The organism is Sphingomonas sp. HITSZ_GF, from assembly GCF_029543155.1.
Classification (GTDB): domain Bacteria; phylum Pseudomonadota; class Alphaproteobacteria; order Sphingomonadales; family Sphingomonadaceae; genus Sphingomonas.
Window position 1 is genome coordinate 59,643 of the sequence record NZ_JARQXA010000004.1, and the last position, 16,431, is coordinate 76,073.

15 protein-coding genes are annotated in these 16,431 nt (G+C 68.5%); 8 read left to right on the plus strand and 7 right to left on the minus strand.

Features of this window, described 5'->3' with window-relative positions:
• The first annotated feature begins 108 nt into the window (after positions 1–108).
• Both P6144_RS12025 and P6144_RS12030 read left to right on the plus strand, forming a co-directional pair.
• Positions 109–1,494 (plus strand): glycosyl transferase family protein, encoded by a 1,386-nt coding sequence (locus tag P6144_RS12025; protein WP_277768010.1) that lies wholly within the window; start codon positions 109–111, stop codon positions 1,492–1,494.
• Entirely contained in the window at positions 1,491–2,480 is a 990-nt protein-coding gene (locus P6144_RS12030; RefSeq protein WP_277768011.1) for a hypothetical protein, read from the plus strand. The genes P6144_RS12025 and P6144_RS12030 overlap by 4 nt, the downstream gene beginning before the upstream one ends.
• Before the next feature lie 3 nt (positions 2,481–2,483).
• On the opposite strand, the gene P6144_RS12035 is transcribed toward P6144_RS12030, so the two are convergent.
• From P6144_RS12035 to P6144_RS12050, 4 genes are all read right to left on the minus strand, one after another.
• Positions 2,484–4,154, minus strand: a complete 1,671-nt coding sequence (locus tag P6144_RS12035) for a DUF87 domain-containing protein (protein ID WP_277768012.1) — start codon at positions 4,152–4,154, stop codon at positions 2,484–2,486.
• 68 nt (positions 4,155–4,222) lie between these two features.
• The gene (locus P6144_RS12040) at positions 4,223–4,945 is read right to left on the minus strand and encodes a TIGR02186 family protein (protein WP_277768405.1); all 723 of its coding nucleotides are present in this window, start codon (positions 4,943–4,945) and stop codon (positions 4,223–4,225) included.
• Between the two features lie 83 nt (positions 4,946–5,028).
• Positions 5,029–5,943, minus strand: a complete 915-nt coding sequence (locus P6144_RS12045; protein ID WP_277768013.1) for a sulfite exporter TauE/SafE family protein — start codon at positions 5,941–5,943, stop codon at positions 5,029–5,031.
• A 280-nt stretch (positions 5,944–6,223) separates the two neighbouring features.
• Entirely contained in the window at positions 6,224–7,636 is a 1,413-nt protein-coding gene (locus tag P6144_RS12050) for a M23 family metallopeptidase (protein WP_277768014.1), read from the minus strand.
• Between the two features lie 316 nt (positions 7,637–7,952).
• On the opposite strand from P6144_RS12050, the gene P6144_RS12055 reads away from it, so the two are divergent.
• From P6144_RS12055 to P6144_RS12080, 6 genes are all read left to right on the plus strand, one after another.
• Complete coding sequence (locus P6144_RS12055; protein ID WP_277768015.1) at positions 7,953–10,430, plus strand: helicase-related protein; 2,478 nt, start codon at positions 7,953–7,955, stop codon at positions 10,428–10,430.
• On the plus strand, positions 10,423–10,728 hold the full coding sequence (locus tag P6144_RS12060; protein WP_277768016.1) for a S4 domain-containing protein: 306 nt from the start codon (positions 10,423–10,425) through the stop codon (positions 10,726–10,728). The genes P6144_RS12055 and P6144_RS12060 overlap by 8 nt, the downstream gene beginning before the upstream one ends.
• Positions 10,729–10,787: 59 nt before the next feature.
• A complete protein-coding gene (fdxA, locus tag P6144_RS12065; protein ID WP_277768017.1) occupies positions 10,788–11,126 on the plus strand; it encodes a ferredoxin FdxA in 339 nt (112 codons plus the stop codon).
• Positions 11,127–11,373: 247 nt separating this feature from the next.
• On the plus strand, positions 11,374–11,907 hold the full coding sequence (locus tag P6144_RS12070) for a CarD family transcriptional regulator (protein WP_116839720.1): 534 nt from the start codon (positions 11,374–11,376) through the stop codon (positions 11,905–11,907).
• A 110-nt stretch (positions 11,908–12,017) separates the two neighbouring features.
• Positions 12,018–12,764, plus strand: a complete 747-nt coding sequence (locus tag P6144_RS12075; RefSeq protein ID WP_277768018.1) for a head GIN domain-containing protein — start codon at positions 12,018–12,020, stop codon at positions 12,762–12,764.
• Positions 12,765–12,801: 37 nt separating this feature from the next.
• Complete coding sequence (locus P6144_RS12080; RefSeq protein WP_277768019.1) at positions 12,802–13,506, plus strand: DUF2807 domain-containing protein; 705 nt, start codon at positions 12,802–12,804, stop codon at positions 13,504–13,506.
• 217 nt (positions 13,507–13,723) lie between these two features.
• Here P6144_RS12080 and pdeM read toward each other — a convergent pair whose 3' ends face one another.
• From pdeM to P6144_RS12095, 3 genes are read right to left on the minus strand one after another with little or no spacing between them, the layout of a single operon-like run.
• Positions 13,724–14,386, minus strand: coding sequence for a ligase-associated DNA damage response endonuclease PdeM (gene pdeM / locus P6144_RS12085; protein ID WP_277768020.1), 663 nt, complete (start codon positions 14,384–14,386; stop codon positions 13,724–13,726).
• A 31-nt stretch (positions 14,387–14,417) separates the two neighbouring features.
• Complete coding sequence (locus tag P6144_RS12090) at positions 14,418–14,846, minus strand: hypothetical protein (protein ID WP_277768021.1); 429 nt, start codon at positions 14,844–14,846, stop codon at positions 14,418–14,420.
• Positions 14,847–14,887: 41 nt separating this feature from the next.
• Complete coding sequence (locus tag P6144_RS12095) at positions 14,888–16,285, minus strand: M20/M25/M40 family metallo-hydrolase (RefSeq protein ID WP_277768022.1); 1,398 nt, start codon at positions 16,283–16,285, stop codon at positions 14,888–14,890.
• Between the last annotated feature and the right edge of the window lie 146 nt (positions 16,286–16,431).

The window sequence follows — 16,431 nt, forward strand, 5'->3', positions numbered from 1 at the left end:
GTCCAGCGACGAATTAACCGCCTCCGATTCGGAGTTAAATGCGCCATTCCGCTTGATCGTTCCGAGGGCGGCACGGCTTAATCCGCTGTCCGAATCGGAGGGAAGGCGGTGCCGGGAGGGGAGGCGCTGATTGCCGTGCTCGACGCAGTTGCACGCGAAGCGACCTTGTTCGCGGCGCTCTGGTTCGTCGTCGGCGGGCTCGACGACCTGCTCGTCGACCTGATCTACCTCCTGCGGCGGCTGCGCGGAGGGCGCGAGGCGCTGCCCGCGCTCGAGGGGCCGGTGCCCCCCGGTCGGATCGTGGTGTTCGTGCCGGCCTGGCGCGAAGCCGATGTGATCGGCGCGATGCTGCGTGCTGCGCTCGCGCGCTTCGCGCATCCCGATTATCGCATCTATGTCGGCACCTATCCCAACGATCCCGAGACGATCGCGGCGGTAATCGAGGTGGCGCTGACGGATGACCGCGTGCGCCTGGTGATCGGCCCGCGGCCGGGCGGCACGACCAAGGCGGACTGTCTCAACACGCTGTGGCGCGCGCTGCTGCGCGACGAAGCGGCGGAAGGCTTCACCGCAAGCGCGGTGGCGCTGCACGATGCCGAGGATGTCGTCCATCCGCTCGAGCTGCGCGTCTATGCGCACGGGCTGGCGCGTCACGCCGCGGTGCAGCTGCCGGTGCTGCCGCTTGCGCATCCGGGCTCGCGCTTCTTCGCCGGCCATTATCTCGACGAGTTCGCCGAGAGCCATGGCCGCGGGCTGGTGGTGCGCCAGACGGTGGGTGCCGCCCTGCCCTTCGCCGGGGTGGGCTGCGCGATCCGGCGCGATCTGCTCGGCCGCCTTGCGGCGATGCGTGACGGCGCCCCTTTCGACGCGACCAGCCTGACCGAGGATTATGAGCTGGGCCTGGCGCTGGCGGCGATGGGATCGCCGGCGCGGCTGCTGCGCATCGCCGAAGCGCCGGGCGGCGTGCCGGTGGCGGTGCGCGCCTATTTCCCCAGGACGCTCGACGCCGCGGTCCGCCAGAAGGCGCGCTGGATGATCGGCATCGCGCTGGCCGGCTGGGATCGAACCGGCTGGGGCGGCTGGCGCCAGATCGGCGACAACTGGATGCGGATGCGCGATCGCCGGGCGACGCTGGAAATACCGGTGCTGGCACTCGCCTATCTCTCGATCCTGCTCTGGGGCCTGTCCTTCGGCGCGCATTTGCTCGCCCGCACGCCGTCGCCCGCCCAGTCCGCCGCGATGCAGGCGCTGCTCTGGGCCAACCTCGCGCTGCTCGGCTGGCGGCTGGCCGTGCGCGCGGCGTTCGTCGGGCGGGCCTATGGCCGGGTCGAGGCGTTGTGGTCGGTGCCGCGCGTGCTTTCGAGCAATGCGGTCGCGCTGCTCGCCGCCCGGCGCGCGCTGTTCGACTATATCCGCATGCTGGCCGGCGCACCGCCGCGCTGGGACAAGACCGCGCACGAATTTCCCGATCTCGCGCCGGGTCGCCCGGCTTGACCGGCCGCGGGCGGCCGCTGCGCTTCTTCGCGCTGGTGGTCTGTGCCTGGATAGGCGTGCGGACCGCGATGCTCTGGCCGCAGGCAGGGTCCCTGCCCGCCGCGATCCAGGCCGCGCTTCCGCTGGCCCAGGCCGCACCGCATGCGCTGCCGGTCATGCCTGCACGGCCCGGCGGCGCCCCGCGCCGAAGCGTGCCGCTGCGATCGCCGCCACTGCCCGCCTATCGCGCGCCGCTGGGGGACGAGGATCCGCGCATCCAGCTCGCCCTGATGGGGCTGGTCCAATATGGCGAAACGGGCTGGACGCCGCCTTCCGTGCCGCGCGCGACGCTGCCGGCGCGCGCGGTACCGTTCCCCGAGCGGCTCGATCCGCTGCCCGATCGCTGGTCGCTGAGCGGCTGGGTGGTGGCGCGCGGCAGCGGCGGGTCGGCAGCGGCGCCGGGCGGGCAGATCGGTGGTGGCCAGGCAGGCCTGCGCGCGGCCTGGCTGGTCGCACCGCGCCAGCGCCTTGCTGCGTATGCCCGCCTCACCGCGCCGCTGCGGGGCAAGGGGCGTGAGGCGGCCCTGGGGCTCGAATGGCAGCCGATGCGCGCGCCGGTGCGGCTGATCGCCGAGCAGCGCTTCGGGCTGGACGGAAATCCGGGCGGCACCGGGATCGGGATGATCACCGGCATCGACCGCGAGGCGCGCGGTTTCCGGCTCGAAGCCTATGGCCAGGCGGGCGTGATTCTGCGCCGCCGCGCCGATCCCTATGCCGATGGTGCGGCGCGCGGGGTGCGGATGGTCGACGCGACCGGGCCGGTGCGGCTTGGGCTTGGCGCCGGCGCATGGGGCGCGGCGCAGCGCGATGCCCAGCGGCTCGATATCGGCCCATCGGCCACACTGGCGGCGCGCAACCTGCGCCTCGCGCTCGACTGGCGCCAGCGCGTGGCCGGTGAGGCGAAGCCGGGATCCGGCCTCGCGCTCACGCTTGGCGCCGATTTCTGAGCGTTACTTGCCCTGGGCGCGCCAGCGGCGGATCGTGCGCTCGAGGATCTGTTCCTCGCCGCCGGTATCGCGCCACAGCTCGGAGAAGAGCGGATCGTCGGACGCTGGGCGCTTGTTGTCCTCGAGCGCGTCGAACAGCAGGCGGATCGGCGTGGCGACGCCTTCGCCCACCGCGATGCACTCGCGGTTCCGGAGCGCCGGGATCGAATCGAGGAAGCCGCGCGCGCCTTCGGGCATCGCCGCCTTGACGAAGGCCTGGTCGCGCTCGTTGTTGAGGCGCATCGACAGGATCGTGCCACACTGGGAAAGCACGCCTTCGGCCAGGTCCGACGGGCGCTGCGTGATCAGCCCCAGCGACACGCCGTATTTACGGCCTTCCTTGGCGATCCGGCTGAGGATGCGGCCGACCGAGGAGCCATCGGCGTTGCGCTCGTTGGGAACGTAGCGGTGCGCCTCTTCGCAGACGAGCAGGATCGGGCGCTTGCTCTCGCCGCGCGACCAGATCGCATAGTCGAACACCATGCGGCTGAGCACCGCGACGACCACCGACGTGATCTCGCTCGGCACGCCCGACACGTCGATGATCGAGATCGGCTTGCCGTCCCCCGGCAGGCGGAACACGCGCGAGAGGAAGCCGGCCATCGTGTCCGCCACCAGCATGCCCGAGAACATGAAGGCGTAGCGCGGGTCGCTCTTGATCTCGTCGATCTTGGCGCGGATGCGCAGATAGGGCGCGGTGTCCGTCGCCTTGTCCATCTTGCCCATTTCGAGCTGCAGGATCTGGGTCAGGTCGCTCAGCAGATAGGGGATCGGCGCGTCGACGGTGAGCTTGCCGATCTCGGCCGCCAGCCGGTTCTTCTGCTTGGCGGCGAGGATGCACTTGGCGAGGATGTCCGCATCCACCTGCCGGTCCGATCCGGAGGTGTTGAGGAACACTTCGCAATGCTCCTCGAAGTTCATCAGCCAGTACGGCATCTGCAGGTTCGAGACGTCGTACAGCGCGCCGGTGTTCTTGAACGCGCTGGCATATTCGCCGTGCGGATCGACCATCACGATATGGCCCTGCGGCGCCAGCTCGCAGATGCGGTGGAGGATCAGGGCGGCCGCGGTCGACTTGCCGGTACCGGTCGAGCCGAGCAGCGCGAAATGCTTGCCGAGCATCGAATCGACATAGAGCGCGGCACGAATGTCCTTGGTCGGATAGACGTTGCCGATCTCGACATGGGCGCGATCCTCGGCCGCGTAGATCTGCTTGAGGTCCGCGGTCGAGACCGGGAATACCGGTGCGCCCGGCGTCGGATAGCGCGTCACGCCGCGGCGGAACTTGTAGAGCTTGCCGGTCAGCCGCTCCTCGTCGCCTTCGCCCAGGAAGTCGATATAGGCGGCGATATGCTCGCCCTGGAGCTTGAGCGAGCGGACATTGGCGATCAGCCAGGTCGCGCCCACGCGCACCTTCACCTGGCTGCCGACGCCGCCGGCATTGGCGATGGTAGGGTCGCTGCTCCCGGCAAGCGCGTTCAGCGCCTCGGGGTCGATCAGCACCTGGCTCGACGAGCCGGCGATCTCCAGCACCGCGCCGATCGGTTCGACCGGCGCGCGCGAGGGCAGGCCCTCATTTGCAGAAACTGACGACGCTGCGCCTTCAAACCCGCGCCCGCCAAACTGGCCGTCCATCGGCTGCTCCCCGTTAACGCTCCCAATTTGCCGATGGGAGGTAAATATTGGGTGAGTCCCGGAAGGTCTCAGAAGCGTTTCCAGATGACGCCGGCGCCCCAGCCGAACAGAATGGAGAGCGCTACGGCCACGATACCGTAGAATACCGAATAATGATCGGCCGAATAGGCGACGAAGCGCTCGAAGCCCGATTTGCGGATCTCGATCGGGCGCACCGCGGCGGCGAGCACGCGGCCGTCGCGGATCAGGAAGGTCTCGGCGGTGAACTTGCCGATGGGCACGCGCGCCGGGATGGCGAGCCGGGCGCGGTAGAGCACGCCGTCGGTGATCTCCACCGCACCGGGCGCTTCGTAATAGAGGCCCGATCGCGCGCGCAGGTCCTCCAGCCCCTTGTCGAAGCGCGTCTGCACTTCGGGCGCGGCGCCGGAAGCGGGCGAGAGCTGGAGGCTGTCGACGCCCAGTTCGTAGATGGCGCGGGTGCGTTCATCGACGATCTTCTCGATCGGCCGGGAAGAGGCGATCGCATAGAAGCTTGGCGCCGAGCGATAGCGCATCCGCTCGGCATTCACCCAGATGCCGGCGACCTTCTCCTTCTCGCGTACCTGGATCGATTGGGTGGGACCCTTCACCACCACCACGATGTCCGCCGGCTTGGCCTCGGCCTCGGGCGCGCGACCGCTTGGATAGAGGATCGCGCCGAACAGCAGCAGCTCGGCACCGGTGAACGAATAGGCGATCTCGATGTCGCGCTGCGATACGTCGGGGACGAGCACCGGCTTCGCCTGGCCCATCAGCAGCGGGCAGAGGAGGAGCAGCGCGGTGCTCTTGCGTGCGCGGCGCTTCCGCGAAGCGGAAGCCCAGGGAAGCAATCGCCTCACAGCAATTCGACCGAATAGATCTCGTCGGGCTGCCAGGCGAGGCCGAGCAGCATGCGGACGGCGACGAGCAGCACGATCACCGCGAGGATCAGCCGCAGATATTCCGCCTTCACCTTCATCGCGAAACGCGCGCCCATCTGCGCGCCGACCACCGAGCCGAGCAGCAGCAGCGCCGCCAGCACGATGTCGACGGCCTTGGTCGTGGTGGCGTGGACCATGGTCGCGGCGGCAGTGACGAACAGGATCTGGAACAGCGAGGTGCCCACCACCACCTGCGTGCCCATGCCGAGCAGGTAGAGCATCGCCGGCACCAGGATGAAGCCGCCGCCGACGCCGAGCAGCACCGTCAGGATGCCGGTGAATATGCCGAGCAGCAGCGGGGCCAGCGGCGAGATGTAGAGCCCCGAGGCGTAGAAGCGCCACCGCAGCGGCAGCATCGCGACGAGCGGGTGGTGGCGCCTTTTGCGGGGGCGCGGCGGGCGGGCGCCGCGGGTCACGCGGATCGCCTGCACCGATTCGTGGAGCATCAGCCCGCCGATCGAGCCGAGCATCAGCACGTAGAGGATGCCGATCACCACATCGATCTGGCCGCTTTTCTGCAGCAGCGTAAACAGTACCGCGCCGAGCAGGCTGCCGATGATGCCGCCGAAGACGAGCACCACGCCCATATGCACGTCCACCCCGCCGCGGCGGAAATGGGCGAGCACGCCCGAAACGCTCGCGCCGGTCACCTGGCTGGCCGCCGATGCGGCGGCGACGGTGGGCGGAATGCCGTAGAAGATCAGCAGCGGCGTGGTGAGGAAGCCTCCGCCCACGCCGAACATGCCCGAAAGCAGCCCGACGCCGAAGCCGAGCGCCACGATGACGAGCGCGTTGACCGACAGGTTGGCGATCGGGAGGTAGAGATCCATCTTGCCGCAGCGATACCGCGTTTGCGGTGCAGTGCAAAAGCCCCTGTCCGGTTCGCGGCGCGCCGGCCTCCTCAGGCTGGGGCCGCTCCCTGGCGCTGTAGGAAAGATAGGAAAAGCCTCGCGCAAGAATATTGCGGGATGCCGCGCGCTGCCCCGAATTGACTCAAGCCGGGCGCCGCGAAAATCGGCCCTTGGCGTGTACTTCGCGTACTTTGACGCGTTGCCGGGTGGCGCACTGTAGGAAGGCGATGTTCGGCACGCCGGGCATGCCGAACCGCGCTTAGTCGTCGGCGTCCTTCACCGCGCCATGGCCCACGGGCACGGCGAGCAGCCGGCTGATCTGCGCCTTGAACTCGCCGAGGTCGCCTCCGGTGAGCTGCTGGGTGCTGGCGAAGGAAACCGAGCGCGGGTTCACCGGCACGCCGTTCCTGTAGAGCTCGTAGTGGAGGTGCGGGCCGGTCGACAGGCCTTCATTGCCCACGGCGCCGATCCGCTGGCCACGGCGCACGCGCTCGCCGTTGCGGACATAGATCCGGCTGAGATGCGCATAGCCGGTTCCGTAGGTCGCGTTGTGGACGACGCGGATCAGGCTGCCATAGCCGGAGGCGCGCCCGGCGAACTTGACCACGCCGTCGCTGGCGGCGAACACCGGCGAGCCCCAGGGCGCGGCGATGTCGATGCCCTTGTGCATCCGGGTATAGCCGAGGATCGGATGGCGGCGCATGCCGAAGTTCGACGAGATGCGGCCATTGGCCGGCATCGCCATCGCGCCGGTGGTGCTGCCGCGGCCGAGACCGTCGAACCAGGTCGTCTTGCCGCCCTGCTCGAAGGGGGCGAGCTGCAGCTTGTTCGCACAGCCGCTGACACCCGCATACATCAGGTTGCCCAGCTGCACTTCGCCGGTTTCGGCGCGTGCCTGGCCCAGGATGATGTCGAACTTGCAGCCGGAATCGAGCCGCGAAACCGGAATGCGCGTCGCGAGCGTGCGGATATAGCTCTCGACGGCCTTGGCCGGCGCGCCGGCGGCGCGGGCCGAGCGATAGAGCGACGCGCCGATCGTGCCCTGGATGCGCAGCGGGGTGCGGTCGATCGCGATCGGGATCTGCTTGAGGCTGAGCGCGCCGCCATTGCGGGCGACTTCGAGCTTCAGGTCGAAGCGCGCGCGCATCTCGAGCTTCTCGAGCGGGCGGGGCTGCGATTTGTCGGTGCGGCGGCCCAGCGTATAGTCGAGCAGCGTGCCGGGCTGGAGGCCGTCGCTGGCCACGGCCTTGGTGACGAGCTGCTCGACCAGGTTGGCGTCGGTCTTGCCCATGCCCGAACGGAGCAGCGAGCCGAGCAGCGAGCCGGTATATTTGGTGCTGCCCTCGAGGATCGGTCGCTCGGGCGTGTCGGTCAGCGGGGTGACCAGATTGGTCGCCGCAACCTGCACGCCGGTGGCCGAGCCCATGCCGATCGGCTTGATCGCCTGGGCCTGGGTCGCATCCCATTCGGCGCCGGAAAGCGGCGCGGGGACCGAACCGTAGATCGGGTTCTCGAAACCGGGGGCGAGCAGCAGCGCGGCGGTGATCAGGCCGACACAGGTCGCGGCGCCGCGATACCAGGTCAGCGAGCCGATGCGCGAGCCGAGATCGGGGGCGAATTCGAAGTCGGCGAAGCGCTCGGCCAGGCGCGCCGCGAACCCATGCGGAGGCACACCGGCGCGCGCAGATGCAGCGCCGCCGCTCAGGCCTTCTCCATGGTCACTACGCAAATACAAGGCGCAACGCCCCCCAAAAGGTCGTCGATAACGTGCCGTAAACCCCCGGCTACAGGGCAGATCACTGTGCAAGGCAGGACTTAAAGTCAAATTAAGCACCCGGTTCAGGGCCGACTCGTGCGGCGAGTTGTGGCACGTCGCAGATGAAGCGAAGCTTTCACCATAATTGGCAGTGTTTCCAACATGGTTAAGCCGAAAGGCCAACCCGGGGGAGTTGCTTAAGGGGCGACTCGGAACGATCTTGGGAGCCGCAATGAGTCGTTTCGCGCGTTCCGAGATCACCGCGGTGCTGGGTCCCACCAACACTGGCAAGACGCACCTGGCAGTGGAGCGGATGGCAGGTCATGCCAGCGGCATGATCGGCTTTCCGCTGCGCCTGCTGGCGCGCGAGGTCTATGATCGCGTCGTCCGGATGAAGGGCAGCGACGCCGAAGTGGCGCTGATCACCGGCGAGGAGAAGATCCTGCCGCCCAAGGCGCGCTGGTTCCTGTGCACGGCGGAATCGATGCCGCTCGAGCGCGAGGTGGCGTTCGTCGGACTGGACGAGGCGCAGCTCGGCGCCGATCCCGAGCGCGGCCATGTCTTCACCGATCGGCTGCTGCGCGCGCGCGGCCGCGAGGAGACGATGATCCTCGGCTCGGACAGCCTGAAGCCAATGCTCAAGGCGCTGGTGCCCGAAGCGGAAGTCATCGGCCGACCGCGCTTTTCGACGCTCAGCTATGCCGGGGCCAAGAAGCTGTCGCGGCTCCCGAGGCGCTCCGCGATCGTCGCGTTCAGCGCCGAGGAAGTCTATGCGGTGGCCGAAGCCCTTCGACGGCTCCGCGGCGGCGCGGCGGTGGTGATGGGCGCGCTGTCGCCCCGCACCCGCAACGCCCAGGTCGCGATGTTCCAGGCCGGCGAGGTCGATTATCTCGTCGCCACCGATGCGATCGGCATGGGGCTCAACATGGACGTCCACCATGTCGCCTTCGCCTCGCTCAACAAGTTCGACGGCCGCCGCCAGCGCCGGCTGACGGTGGCGGAGATGGCGCAGATCGCCGGGCGTGCCGGGCGCCACCAGAAGGACGGCAGCTTCGGCGCGCTGCACGAGGAAGGGCCCAACGCCTTCACGCCGGAGGAAGTGCTGGCGATCGAGGCGCACCGGGTTCCGCCGCTTGAAAAGCTCTACTGGCGCGAAGGCGAGCCCGATTTCTCCAGCATCGGCGACCTGATCGGCAGCCTTGAGGCGAAGCCGAACAGCGAAGTGCTGCGCGCCGCGCCCGAGGCGATCGACCTGTCGGTGCTCAAGCGGCTGTCCGAAGAGGATTGGGTGCGCGATCGGGTGCGCTCGCCGGCGATGGTCAAGCGGCTCTGGGCCGCCTGCGGCCTGCCCGATTTCCGCAAGCTCGGGGCCGAGCCGCACAGCCGCTTCGTCGGGCGCCTGTTCGGCCATCTCTCCGAGGGGCGCGGCCATGTGCCGCACCAGTGGTTCGCCGACGAGATCGCCCGGCTCGACAATATGGGCGGCGATGTCGAGACACTCGCCGGGCGTATCGCCGCAGCGCGCAGCTGGGCCTATATCGCGCACCGCGCCGACTGGCTGGAAGATCCGATCCACTGGGCCGAGCGCACCCGGGCGATCGAGGAGAAGCTGTCCGATGCGCTCCATGCCAGCCTTACCCAGCGATTCGTCGACAAGCGCACCACCGTGCTGCTCCGCCAGATCGGCGCCGACGCCTCGAACCTGCCGGTGACGATAGGGCCGGAAGGCGAAGTGAGCGTCGAGGAGCATCCGCTCGGCACGCTCACCGGCTTCCGCTTCACCGTGGCACCGGAGGCACGGGCGGCCGACAAGCGCATGCTGCTCGCGGCGGCGGAGAAAAGGCTGGGCGGAGAGTACAGGAAGCGCGGCGCGGCGTTGGCCGAAGCGGAAGATGCAGCGATCTCGCTCGCCGGCGCGGCGCTCGCATGGCGCGGCGTGACGGTGGCGACGCTGGAGCCAGGGCCCAATATCGCCCGCCCGCGTATCCGGCTCGATCGTTCGCTCGATGTCCTCGACCCCGCCGCCAAGGCTGCCGTGCAGGCCCGGCTCGATCGCTGGTTCGCCGATCAGATCGGCACGCGCCTGACCGTGCTCGGCAAGCTCGACGAAGCGACGCGCGATCCGGAGGCAGGCTCGCCGCTGCGGGCGTTGGCCAGTGCGCTGCTCGAGGCCGGCGGCCTGCTGCCGCGCCGCGCTGCCGCCAATCTGGTCGAGGCGCTCGATCTAGAGGCGCGCAAGCGACTGCGCCGGATCGGCGTGACGATCGGCACGCTCGACCTGTTCGCACCGGCGCTGCTCAAGCCGGCTGCGGCGCGCTGGCGGCGCGAGCTGATGGGGCTGGCCGCGGTGCCGCGCGAAGGCGCCACGGTGCTGCCGCGCAGCGCGCCCGGCGCCGACCTCGCTTATGGCTATCGCCCGCTGGGTGCCCAGGCCGTGCGCGTCGACCTGGTCGAGCGGATCGCGCGCGCCGCGCATGACAGCCGGCAGGGTCGCAGGCCCTTCGCACCCGATCCTGCGCTTGCCACGTCGATGGGGCTCACGCCGGAGACGCTGGCGCGGCTTATGGCGCAGCTCGGCTTTCGCACCGCGCGCGGCGCCGAGGGTGAGGCGCAGCGCTGGATCTGGCAGGGGCTGGTCGCGCCGCCCAAGCCCAAGGCGCCGCCGCGGGACAACGCCTTCGCGGCACTGGCGGAATTGAAGCATGGCTGAGCCCGGCGCCACGATGCGGGTCGACCGCTTCCTCTGGTGGTCGCGCCTTGCCGGCACGCGATCGGCTGCGCAGGCGATCGCCGAGAAGGGCACGCTGCGCATCGACGGACGCCGGATCGAGCGCAGCTCGGCGGCGGTGCGGGTGGGCTGCGTTCTCGCCTTTCCGCTCTACGGCAAGGTGCGGGTGGTGCGGATCGAGCAGTTGCCGACGCGCCGAGGCCCGCCGGCGGAAGGGCGCGCCTGCTATCAGGACCTTAGCGTCACTGCGAACGTCTCGCAGGAAGCGCCTATTGATTGACGCAGCGAAACCACAGGCATAGCAGGACCCGCAGATTTCCGTTCCAAGGGGCCGTTTCCATGACCTATGTCGTCACCGACAATTGCATCCGGTGCAAGTACATGGATTGTGTCGAGGTGTGTCCGGTCGATTGCTTCTACGAGGGCGAGAACATGCTCGTCATCAATCCGAACGAGTGCATCGATTGCGGCGTTTGCGAGCCGGAATGCCCGGCCGAGGCGATCCTGCCCGATACCGAGAACGGCCTGGAAAAGTGGCTGGAGCTCAACCGCACCTATTCCGAGTCCTGGCCCAACATCACCCAGAAGGGCGACGTGCCCGCCGATGCGGACGCGATGAAGGATGTGCCGAACAAGCTCGAGCAATATTTCTCGCAGGAGCCGGGATCGGGCAGCTAAGCTTACCCGATTTGGCGGCCAGGGCCGCAAAATCCACAGAATCCCGCGAGAAACTGCATTTTTGCGCAGACAAACGGTGTCGTTTGGCTGGTAATTTTATTGCAAGCGTGTTAAATGGGGCGCGACGGAGGAAGACTCACCTCCGCCCGGAGAAGCAAAGAGAAGTCGCCCCGACCAGCCCGCCCTGCATCCGCCGGGGTGGACGCCGAGCCCGTCGGGGCCGGTTATCACGAAAGGTTCCTCGCACATGGCTGCAAAGGCGCTGTCCTTCGATGTCGGCGATTATGTCGTTTACCCCAAGCACGGCGTTGGCCGTGTAATCGAACTCCAGAAATCTGAAATCGCGGGCATGCAGCTCGAGCTTTACGTGCTGCGTTTCGAAAAAGAGAAGATGACCCTGCGCGTTCCCACCAACAAGGCGGAGAGCGTGGGCATGCGCAAGCTTTCGAGCGACAAGACGCTCAAGGAAGCGCTCGACACGCTCAAGGGCAAGCCCAAGGTCAAGCGCACCATGTGGTCGCGCCGCGCCCAGGAATATGAAGCGAAGATCAATTCGGGCGACCTCGTGTCGATCGCCGAAGTGGTCCGCGATCTGTTCCGCGCCGACGACCAGCCCGAGCAGAGCTATTCGGAGCGTCAGATCTTCGAAGCGGCCGCCAGCCGCCTCGCCCGCGAGCTCGCGGCGATGGAAGAGATCGACGAGCCGGCCGCGCTCGAGAAGATCCTGGAGATCCTGCGCAAGGCCGCGGTGACCTGGAACAAGGACAAGGTTCCGGCCTGATCCAGATCAGCATCGGTACCTTGGAGAGGGGCGGAATGAAAACCGCCCCTTTTCCTTGTCCGGCACATGGTGTATTGCCATTGCAACACACATCGTCTCGGGAGGAAGTTATGCGCAGCCTGATCGCCCTGGCCCTGGTGCCGTTGATGGCCACGGGGGCCTGCCACGCCAGCTGGGAGAAGGACGGCAAGAATGGCCCCGACGGCGCCAAGCCGAGCGGCGTCGTCGCCAAGCGCAGCTATGACGCGAAGGGCTTCACCACGATCGAGCAGACCGGCGTCGACGATGTCGACGTGACCAATGGCCCCCAGTTTGCGGTCACTGCCGAGGGCGACACCGCGATGCTCGACGAACTGGTGATCGAAGTGGTCGGCGGGACGCTGCGCGTCGGCCGCAAGGACCATCGGGGCTTCTCCTGGGGCAACAATGACGGGCAGAGCGTGAAGGTGCACGTCACCCTGCCCAAGCTGACAGGTGTCACGCTCACCGGCGTCGGCAATGTGAAGGTCGACAAGGCCGAGGGCGACTTTCACGGCAAGATCACCGGCACCGGCGATCTCGACATCGCCGCGCTCGCAGCCACCGACGCGGACCTTTCGATCACCGGCACGGGCAACCTCACCGTCGCCGGCAGCGGCGGCCGCCTCAACGCCTCGATCACCGGTCCCGGCGACATCGACGCCAGCAAGTTCACCGCGTCGAGCGCGAGCATCTCGATCATGGGCCCGGGCAGCATGAAGGGCAATGTGACCGGCGGCGCCTCGATCTCGATCACCGGCCCGGGGGATGTCGACCTGACCGGCGGCGCGAAATGCGCGGTCAGCGCGACCGGCCCCGGCGAGGCGCGCTGCTCCTGAGCTTGCCTAAGCGCTGAACCCGGGCGAGGGTGGGCCGATGCATCGGCTCGCCCTCGCTCCGTTCCTGCTCCTCCTCGGTGCCGCCGCGCCCGGCGACGAGCGCAAGGTGATGGTCACCGGCTTCGACCGGCTGCGCATCGATGGCCCGTTCGCGGTGGAAGTCGTGCCCGGATCGCCGGGGGTGACGATCAGCGGCGACCGCGCGGCGATCGACAAGGTGGGCGTGCGCGTCGAGGCGGGCACGCTGGTGCTCAATTCGGGGCTGCAGGCGCTTGGCCCGGCTACCGGCAAGGCGGCCGGCACGGTGCGCATCCGCGTCTCGGTGCCCGGGCTGCGTATGGTGCAGACCAATGGCGGCACGATCCTGAAGATCGCCGCGCTGACCAGCAACCGCATCGACATCGCGCTCAACGGCGCCGGGCGGATCGATGTCGCCAAGGTCGATGCGCAGGAGCTGAGCGTGACCACCGCGGGCGAGGGCGTCGTCACGCTCGCGGGCAATGCGCTGCACCTGCGCGTGCGGCTCTATGGCGCGACCAGCCTCGATGCGGCGGCGCTCACCAGTGCCGATGCCGTGCTCGTCTCGGGCAGCACCGGCGCACTGACCGTCGGGGTGCGCTACAATTCGCAGGTCAGCGCCACGTCGAGTGGCGTGGTGCGCGTGATCGGCAACGGCAAATGCGCGGTGGTCGGCCAGGGGCCGATCGAGTGCGCCAATATCGAAGCGCGCAAGACCGACTAGGCCTTCCTACCGCGCGCGCCGCGCTGAGCCGCCAAAGTACATGAAGTACACGCCAAGGGCCGATTTTCGCGGCGCCTGGGTCGACTCAATCCCGCGTAGCGCGCCGCATCGCGTAATTTTCTTACGCGAGGGTTTTCCTATCTTTCCTACAGGGCCAAAGAGCGGCCGGCAGCGCGCCGACCACCAGCGCCAAGCAGCCGAAATCCTACATTGCAAGCTAGGCGGCGAGCGGGAAGCGGAGCAGCCGGTCGTCGAGCGCGACCAGCGCCTGGGCCTTGCTGCCGACGGCGCGGACGATCTCGGGATGATGCGCGTCGAGCCCGCCGGTGAGCGCGCCGAAGGCGGGCAGGATCAGCTTGGTGGCGGACGCGACGAAGCAGCGCCGGGCCACCTGGCGCCCGCGGACGCGCAGGCGCAGCTTGGGGTGGAAATGGCCGGAAAGCTCGGGGCGCGGATCGCCGGGCTCGGCCTCGTGGCGCAGGATCAGCCCGTCGACCTCGGCTTCCGCGAGGATCGCGCCGCCAAAAGGATCGACCAGCAGGCTGTCGTGGTTGCCGGTGATCCAGCGCCAGTCGAGCCGGGTGGTGAGATCGGTGAGCAGCGCGCGGGCATCCGCCGGCAGCCGCGCGCAGCCTTCCGAATCGTGGAAGCTGTCGCCCAGGCACCAGAGCTCGCGCGCCCGGGTGCGCTCGGCCAGCGCCGCCACGGCATGGAGCGTCGCGATCGAATCATAGGGCGGCAGCATCTGGCCGCGCTGCGCGAACCAGCTGCCCTTCTCGAAATGCAGGTCCGCCACCAGCAGCGCCGCGCGCGCGGGCCAGTAGAGCGCGCCCTCGGGCAGCGCCATCAACTCGTGGCCGGCGAACGAAAGGGGAACCATGGCCCCGCTATCGGCCGCGCGGGCCGCGCCGTCAACAGCGCAGCATCGGCACCTTGCGGCCCTGATAGGTGATCATGCCGTGATCCTGGTCGAGACGCTCGACCGTATAGTCGCGCGTCTCGGGCGGGTTCACCTTTTGCGATCCGTCGCTCTCCGCGCTGTCATAGCGCTCGCGGATCGTCTCGGTGATCGTATCGCCGTTCACGGCCCAGCTGCCGAGCTCGCCGCTGTTGTCGAGCGCGCCATCGGCGCCGTAATGGGCGATGAAGTCGCTGGCGCAGCTCGATTCGAACGACCAGCTGCCGACCAGCCAGGCCTGGAGCGGCCCCGCGGCGGGGGCAGGCGTGGTGGCGACCGGTGCGGCTTCGGCCTTTTGCACCGGCTTGGGGGCATCGGGCTTGCACGCCGCCAGCGCCGCGCAACCGAGCATCACCGTGATCAATCGAGCCCCGTTCCCCATGGCCCGAATCTACCCCAGCCGGGCGATTCGGGCCAGCGCGATCAGGCGGGAACCTTCGCCATTTCGCCGATCTTCGCGAGGATTCGAACCCAGGAGCGGATGCCCTTGTGGAAGCTCTTCAGATCGTATTTCTCGTTGGGCGAGTGGATATTGTCGTCGTTCAGCGCGAAGCCGACCAGCACCGTGTCCATGCCGAGGATCTTCGAGATCGAGGTGACGACGGGGATGCCGCCGCCGCAGCCGATCAGCGCGGCCTTGCCCCATTCGGCGTCGAGCGCCGCGCGGGTCGCTTCCAGCGGCGGGCTGTCGCTCGGGACGCTCACTGCCGGGCTGCCCGGGCCGCGGCCGGTGAACTCGACGGTGCAATCGGCGGGCAGGCGCGACCGGACATGGTCCTCGAACGAGGCCCAGATCTTCTCGGGATTCTGGGCGCCGGCCAGACGGAAGCTCACCTTCGCATGCGCCTCGGCCGGGATCACGGTCTTGAACCCTTCGCCGGTATAGCCGCCCCAGATGCCGTTCACTTCGGCGGTGGGCCGCGACCAGACCTGCTCGAGCACGTCATGGCCCTTCTCGCCGGCGGGGACGCTGAGGCCGATCTCGCCGAGGAATTCCCTGGCGTCGAAGCCGAGCGCGTCCCAGCTCGCGCGCACCGCGGGATCGAGTTCGGGCACGCCGTCATAGAAGCCGGCGAGAGTCACCCGGCCATCGGCATCCTTCATCTCGCCCAGGATCGTGCAGAGCAGCTGGATCGGGTTGCGCGCCGCGCCGCCATAGAGGCCCGAATGGAGATCGCGCGACGCGGCGCGGATCGTCACCTGGCCGGCGGCCATGCCGCGCAGCCCGATGGTGAGGCCCGGCGTCTCGGTGTCCCACATCAGCGTGTCGCAGATCAGCGCGAAATCGGCCTTAAGCTCCTCGGCATTCTCGTGGAGGAAGGGCTCGAGGCTCTTCGAGCCCGATTCCTCCTCGCCTTCGAACAGGATCGTCACCTTGCAGGGCAGGCGCCCTTCGGTTTCCTTCCAGGCGCGGCAGGCCTCGACAAAGGTGCGCAGCTGGCCCTTGTCGTCCGAGGCGCCGCGGCCGACGATCTGCTTCGCGCCGTCGCTGCGCGTCTCGATCACCGGATCGAAGGGATCGCGCCGCCACAGCTCGATCGGATCGACCGGCTGCACGTCGTAATGGCCGTAGAACAGGATGTGCGGGCCGTCTCCATCGTGGTGCGCGACCACCATCGGATGGCCCGGCGTCTGCGCGACGCGCGCGGTGAAGCCCAGGCCATTGAGTTCGTCGGACAGCAGCCTGGCGGCATGCTGGCACTGTTCGGCATAGGCAGGATCGGTCGAGACCGAGGGGACGCGCATCAGCGCGAAGAGTCGGTCCAGGCTGTCGTCGAGATGCGCCTCGACATAGTCGAGCGCCTTGGTGGAGTCGGTCATCGGGCTGCGCTACGCCTGTGGGCGGAGCGGGGCAAGCTGTGGCCAAGTGCTGTTCCCCGGCGAAAGCCGGGGCCCAGGGTCACGAGCGATGCGGCAGAGAAACCCTGGGCCCCGGCTTTCGCCGGGGAAAAGGAAGGCCAAAGGGC

Excerpts from the sequence above, each read along its gene's own strand:
- P6144_RS12090 (WP_277768021.1), bottom strand. The coding sequence starts at position 14,846 with ATGGGGAACGGGGCTCGATTGATCACGGTGATGCTCGGTTGCGCGGCG.
- P6144_RS12045 (WP_277768013.1), bottom strand. The coding sequence starts at position 5,943 with ATGGATCTCTACCTCCCGATCGCCAACCTGTCGGTCAACGCGCTCGTC.
- P6144_RS12035 (WP_277768012.1), bottom strand. The coding sequence starts at position 4,154 with ATGGACGGCCAGTTTGGCGGGCGCGGGTTTGAAGGCGCAGCGTCGTCA.
- P6144_RS12095 (WP_277768022.1), bottom strand. The coding sequence starts at position 16,285 with ATGACCGACTCCACCAAGGCGCTCGACTATGTCGAGGCGCATCTCGAC.
- P6144_RS12075 (WP_277768018.1), top strand. The coding sequence starts at position 12,018 with ATGCGCAGCCTGATCGCCCTGGCCCTGGTGCCGTTGATGGCCACGGGG.
- P6144_RS12040 (WP_277768405.1), bottom strand. The coding sequence starts at position 4,945 with ATGGGCCAGGCGAAGCCGGTGCTCGTCCCCGACGTATCGCAGCGCGAC.
- P6144_RS12080 (WP_277768019.1), top strand. The coding sequence starts at position 12,802 with ATGCATCGGCTCGCCCTCGCTCCGTTCCTGCTCCTCCTCGGTGCCGCC.
- fdxA (WP_277768017.1), top strand. The coding sequence starts at position 10,788 with ATGACCTATGTCGTCACCGACAATTGCATCCGGTGCAAGTACATGGAT.
- P6144_RS12055 (WP_277768015.1), top strand. The coding sequence starts at position 7,953 with ATGAGTCGTTTCGCGCGTTCCGAGATCACCGCGGTGCTGGGTCCCACC.
- P6144_RS12070 (WP_116839720.1), top strand. The coding sequence starts at position 11,374 with ATGGCTGCAAAGGCGCTGTCCTTCGATGTCGGCGATTATGTCGTTTAC.
- pdeM (WP_277768020.1), bottom strand. The coding sequence starts at position 14,386 with ATGGTTCCCCTTTCGTTCGCCGGCCACGAGTTGATGGCGCTGCCCGAG.
- P6144_RS12060 (WP_277768016.1), top strand. The coding sequence starts at position 10,423 with ATGGCTGAGCCCGGCGCCACGATGCGGGTCGACCGCTTCCTCTGGTGG.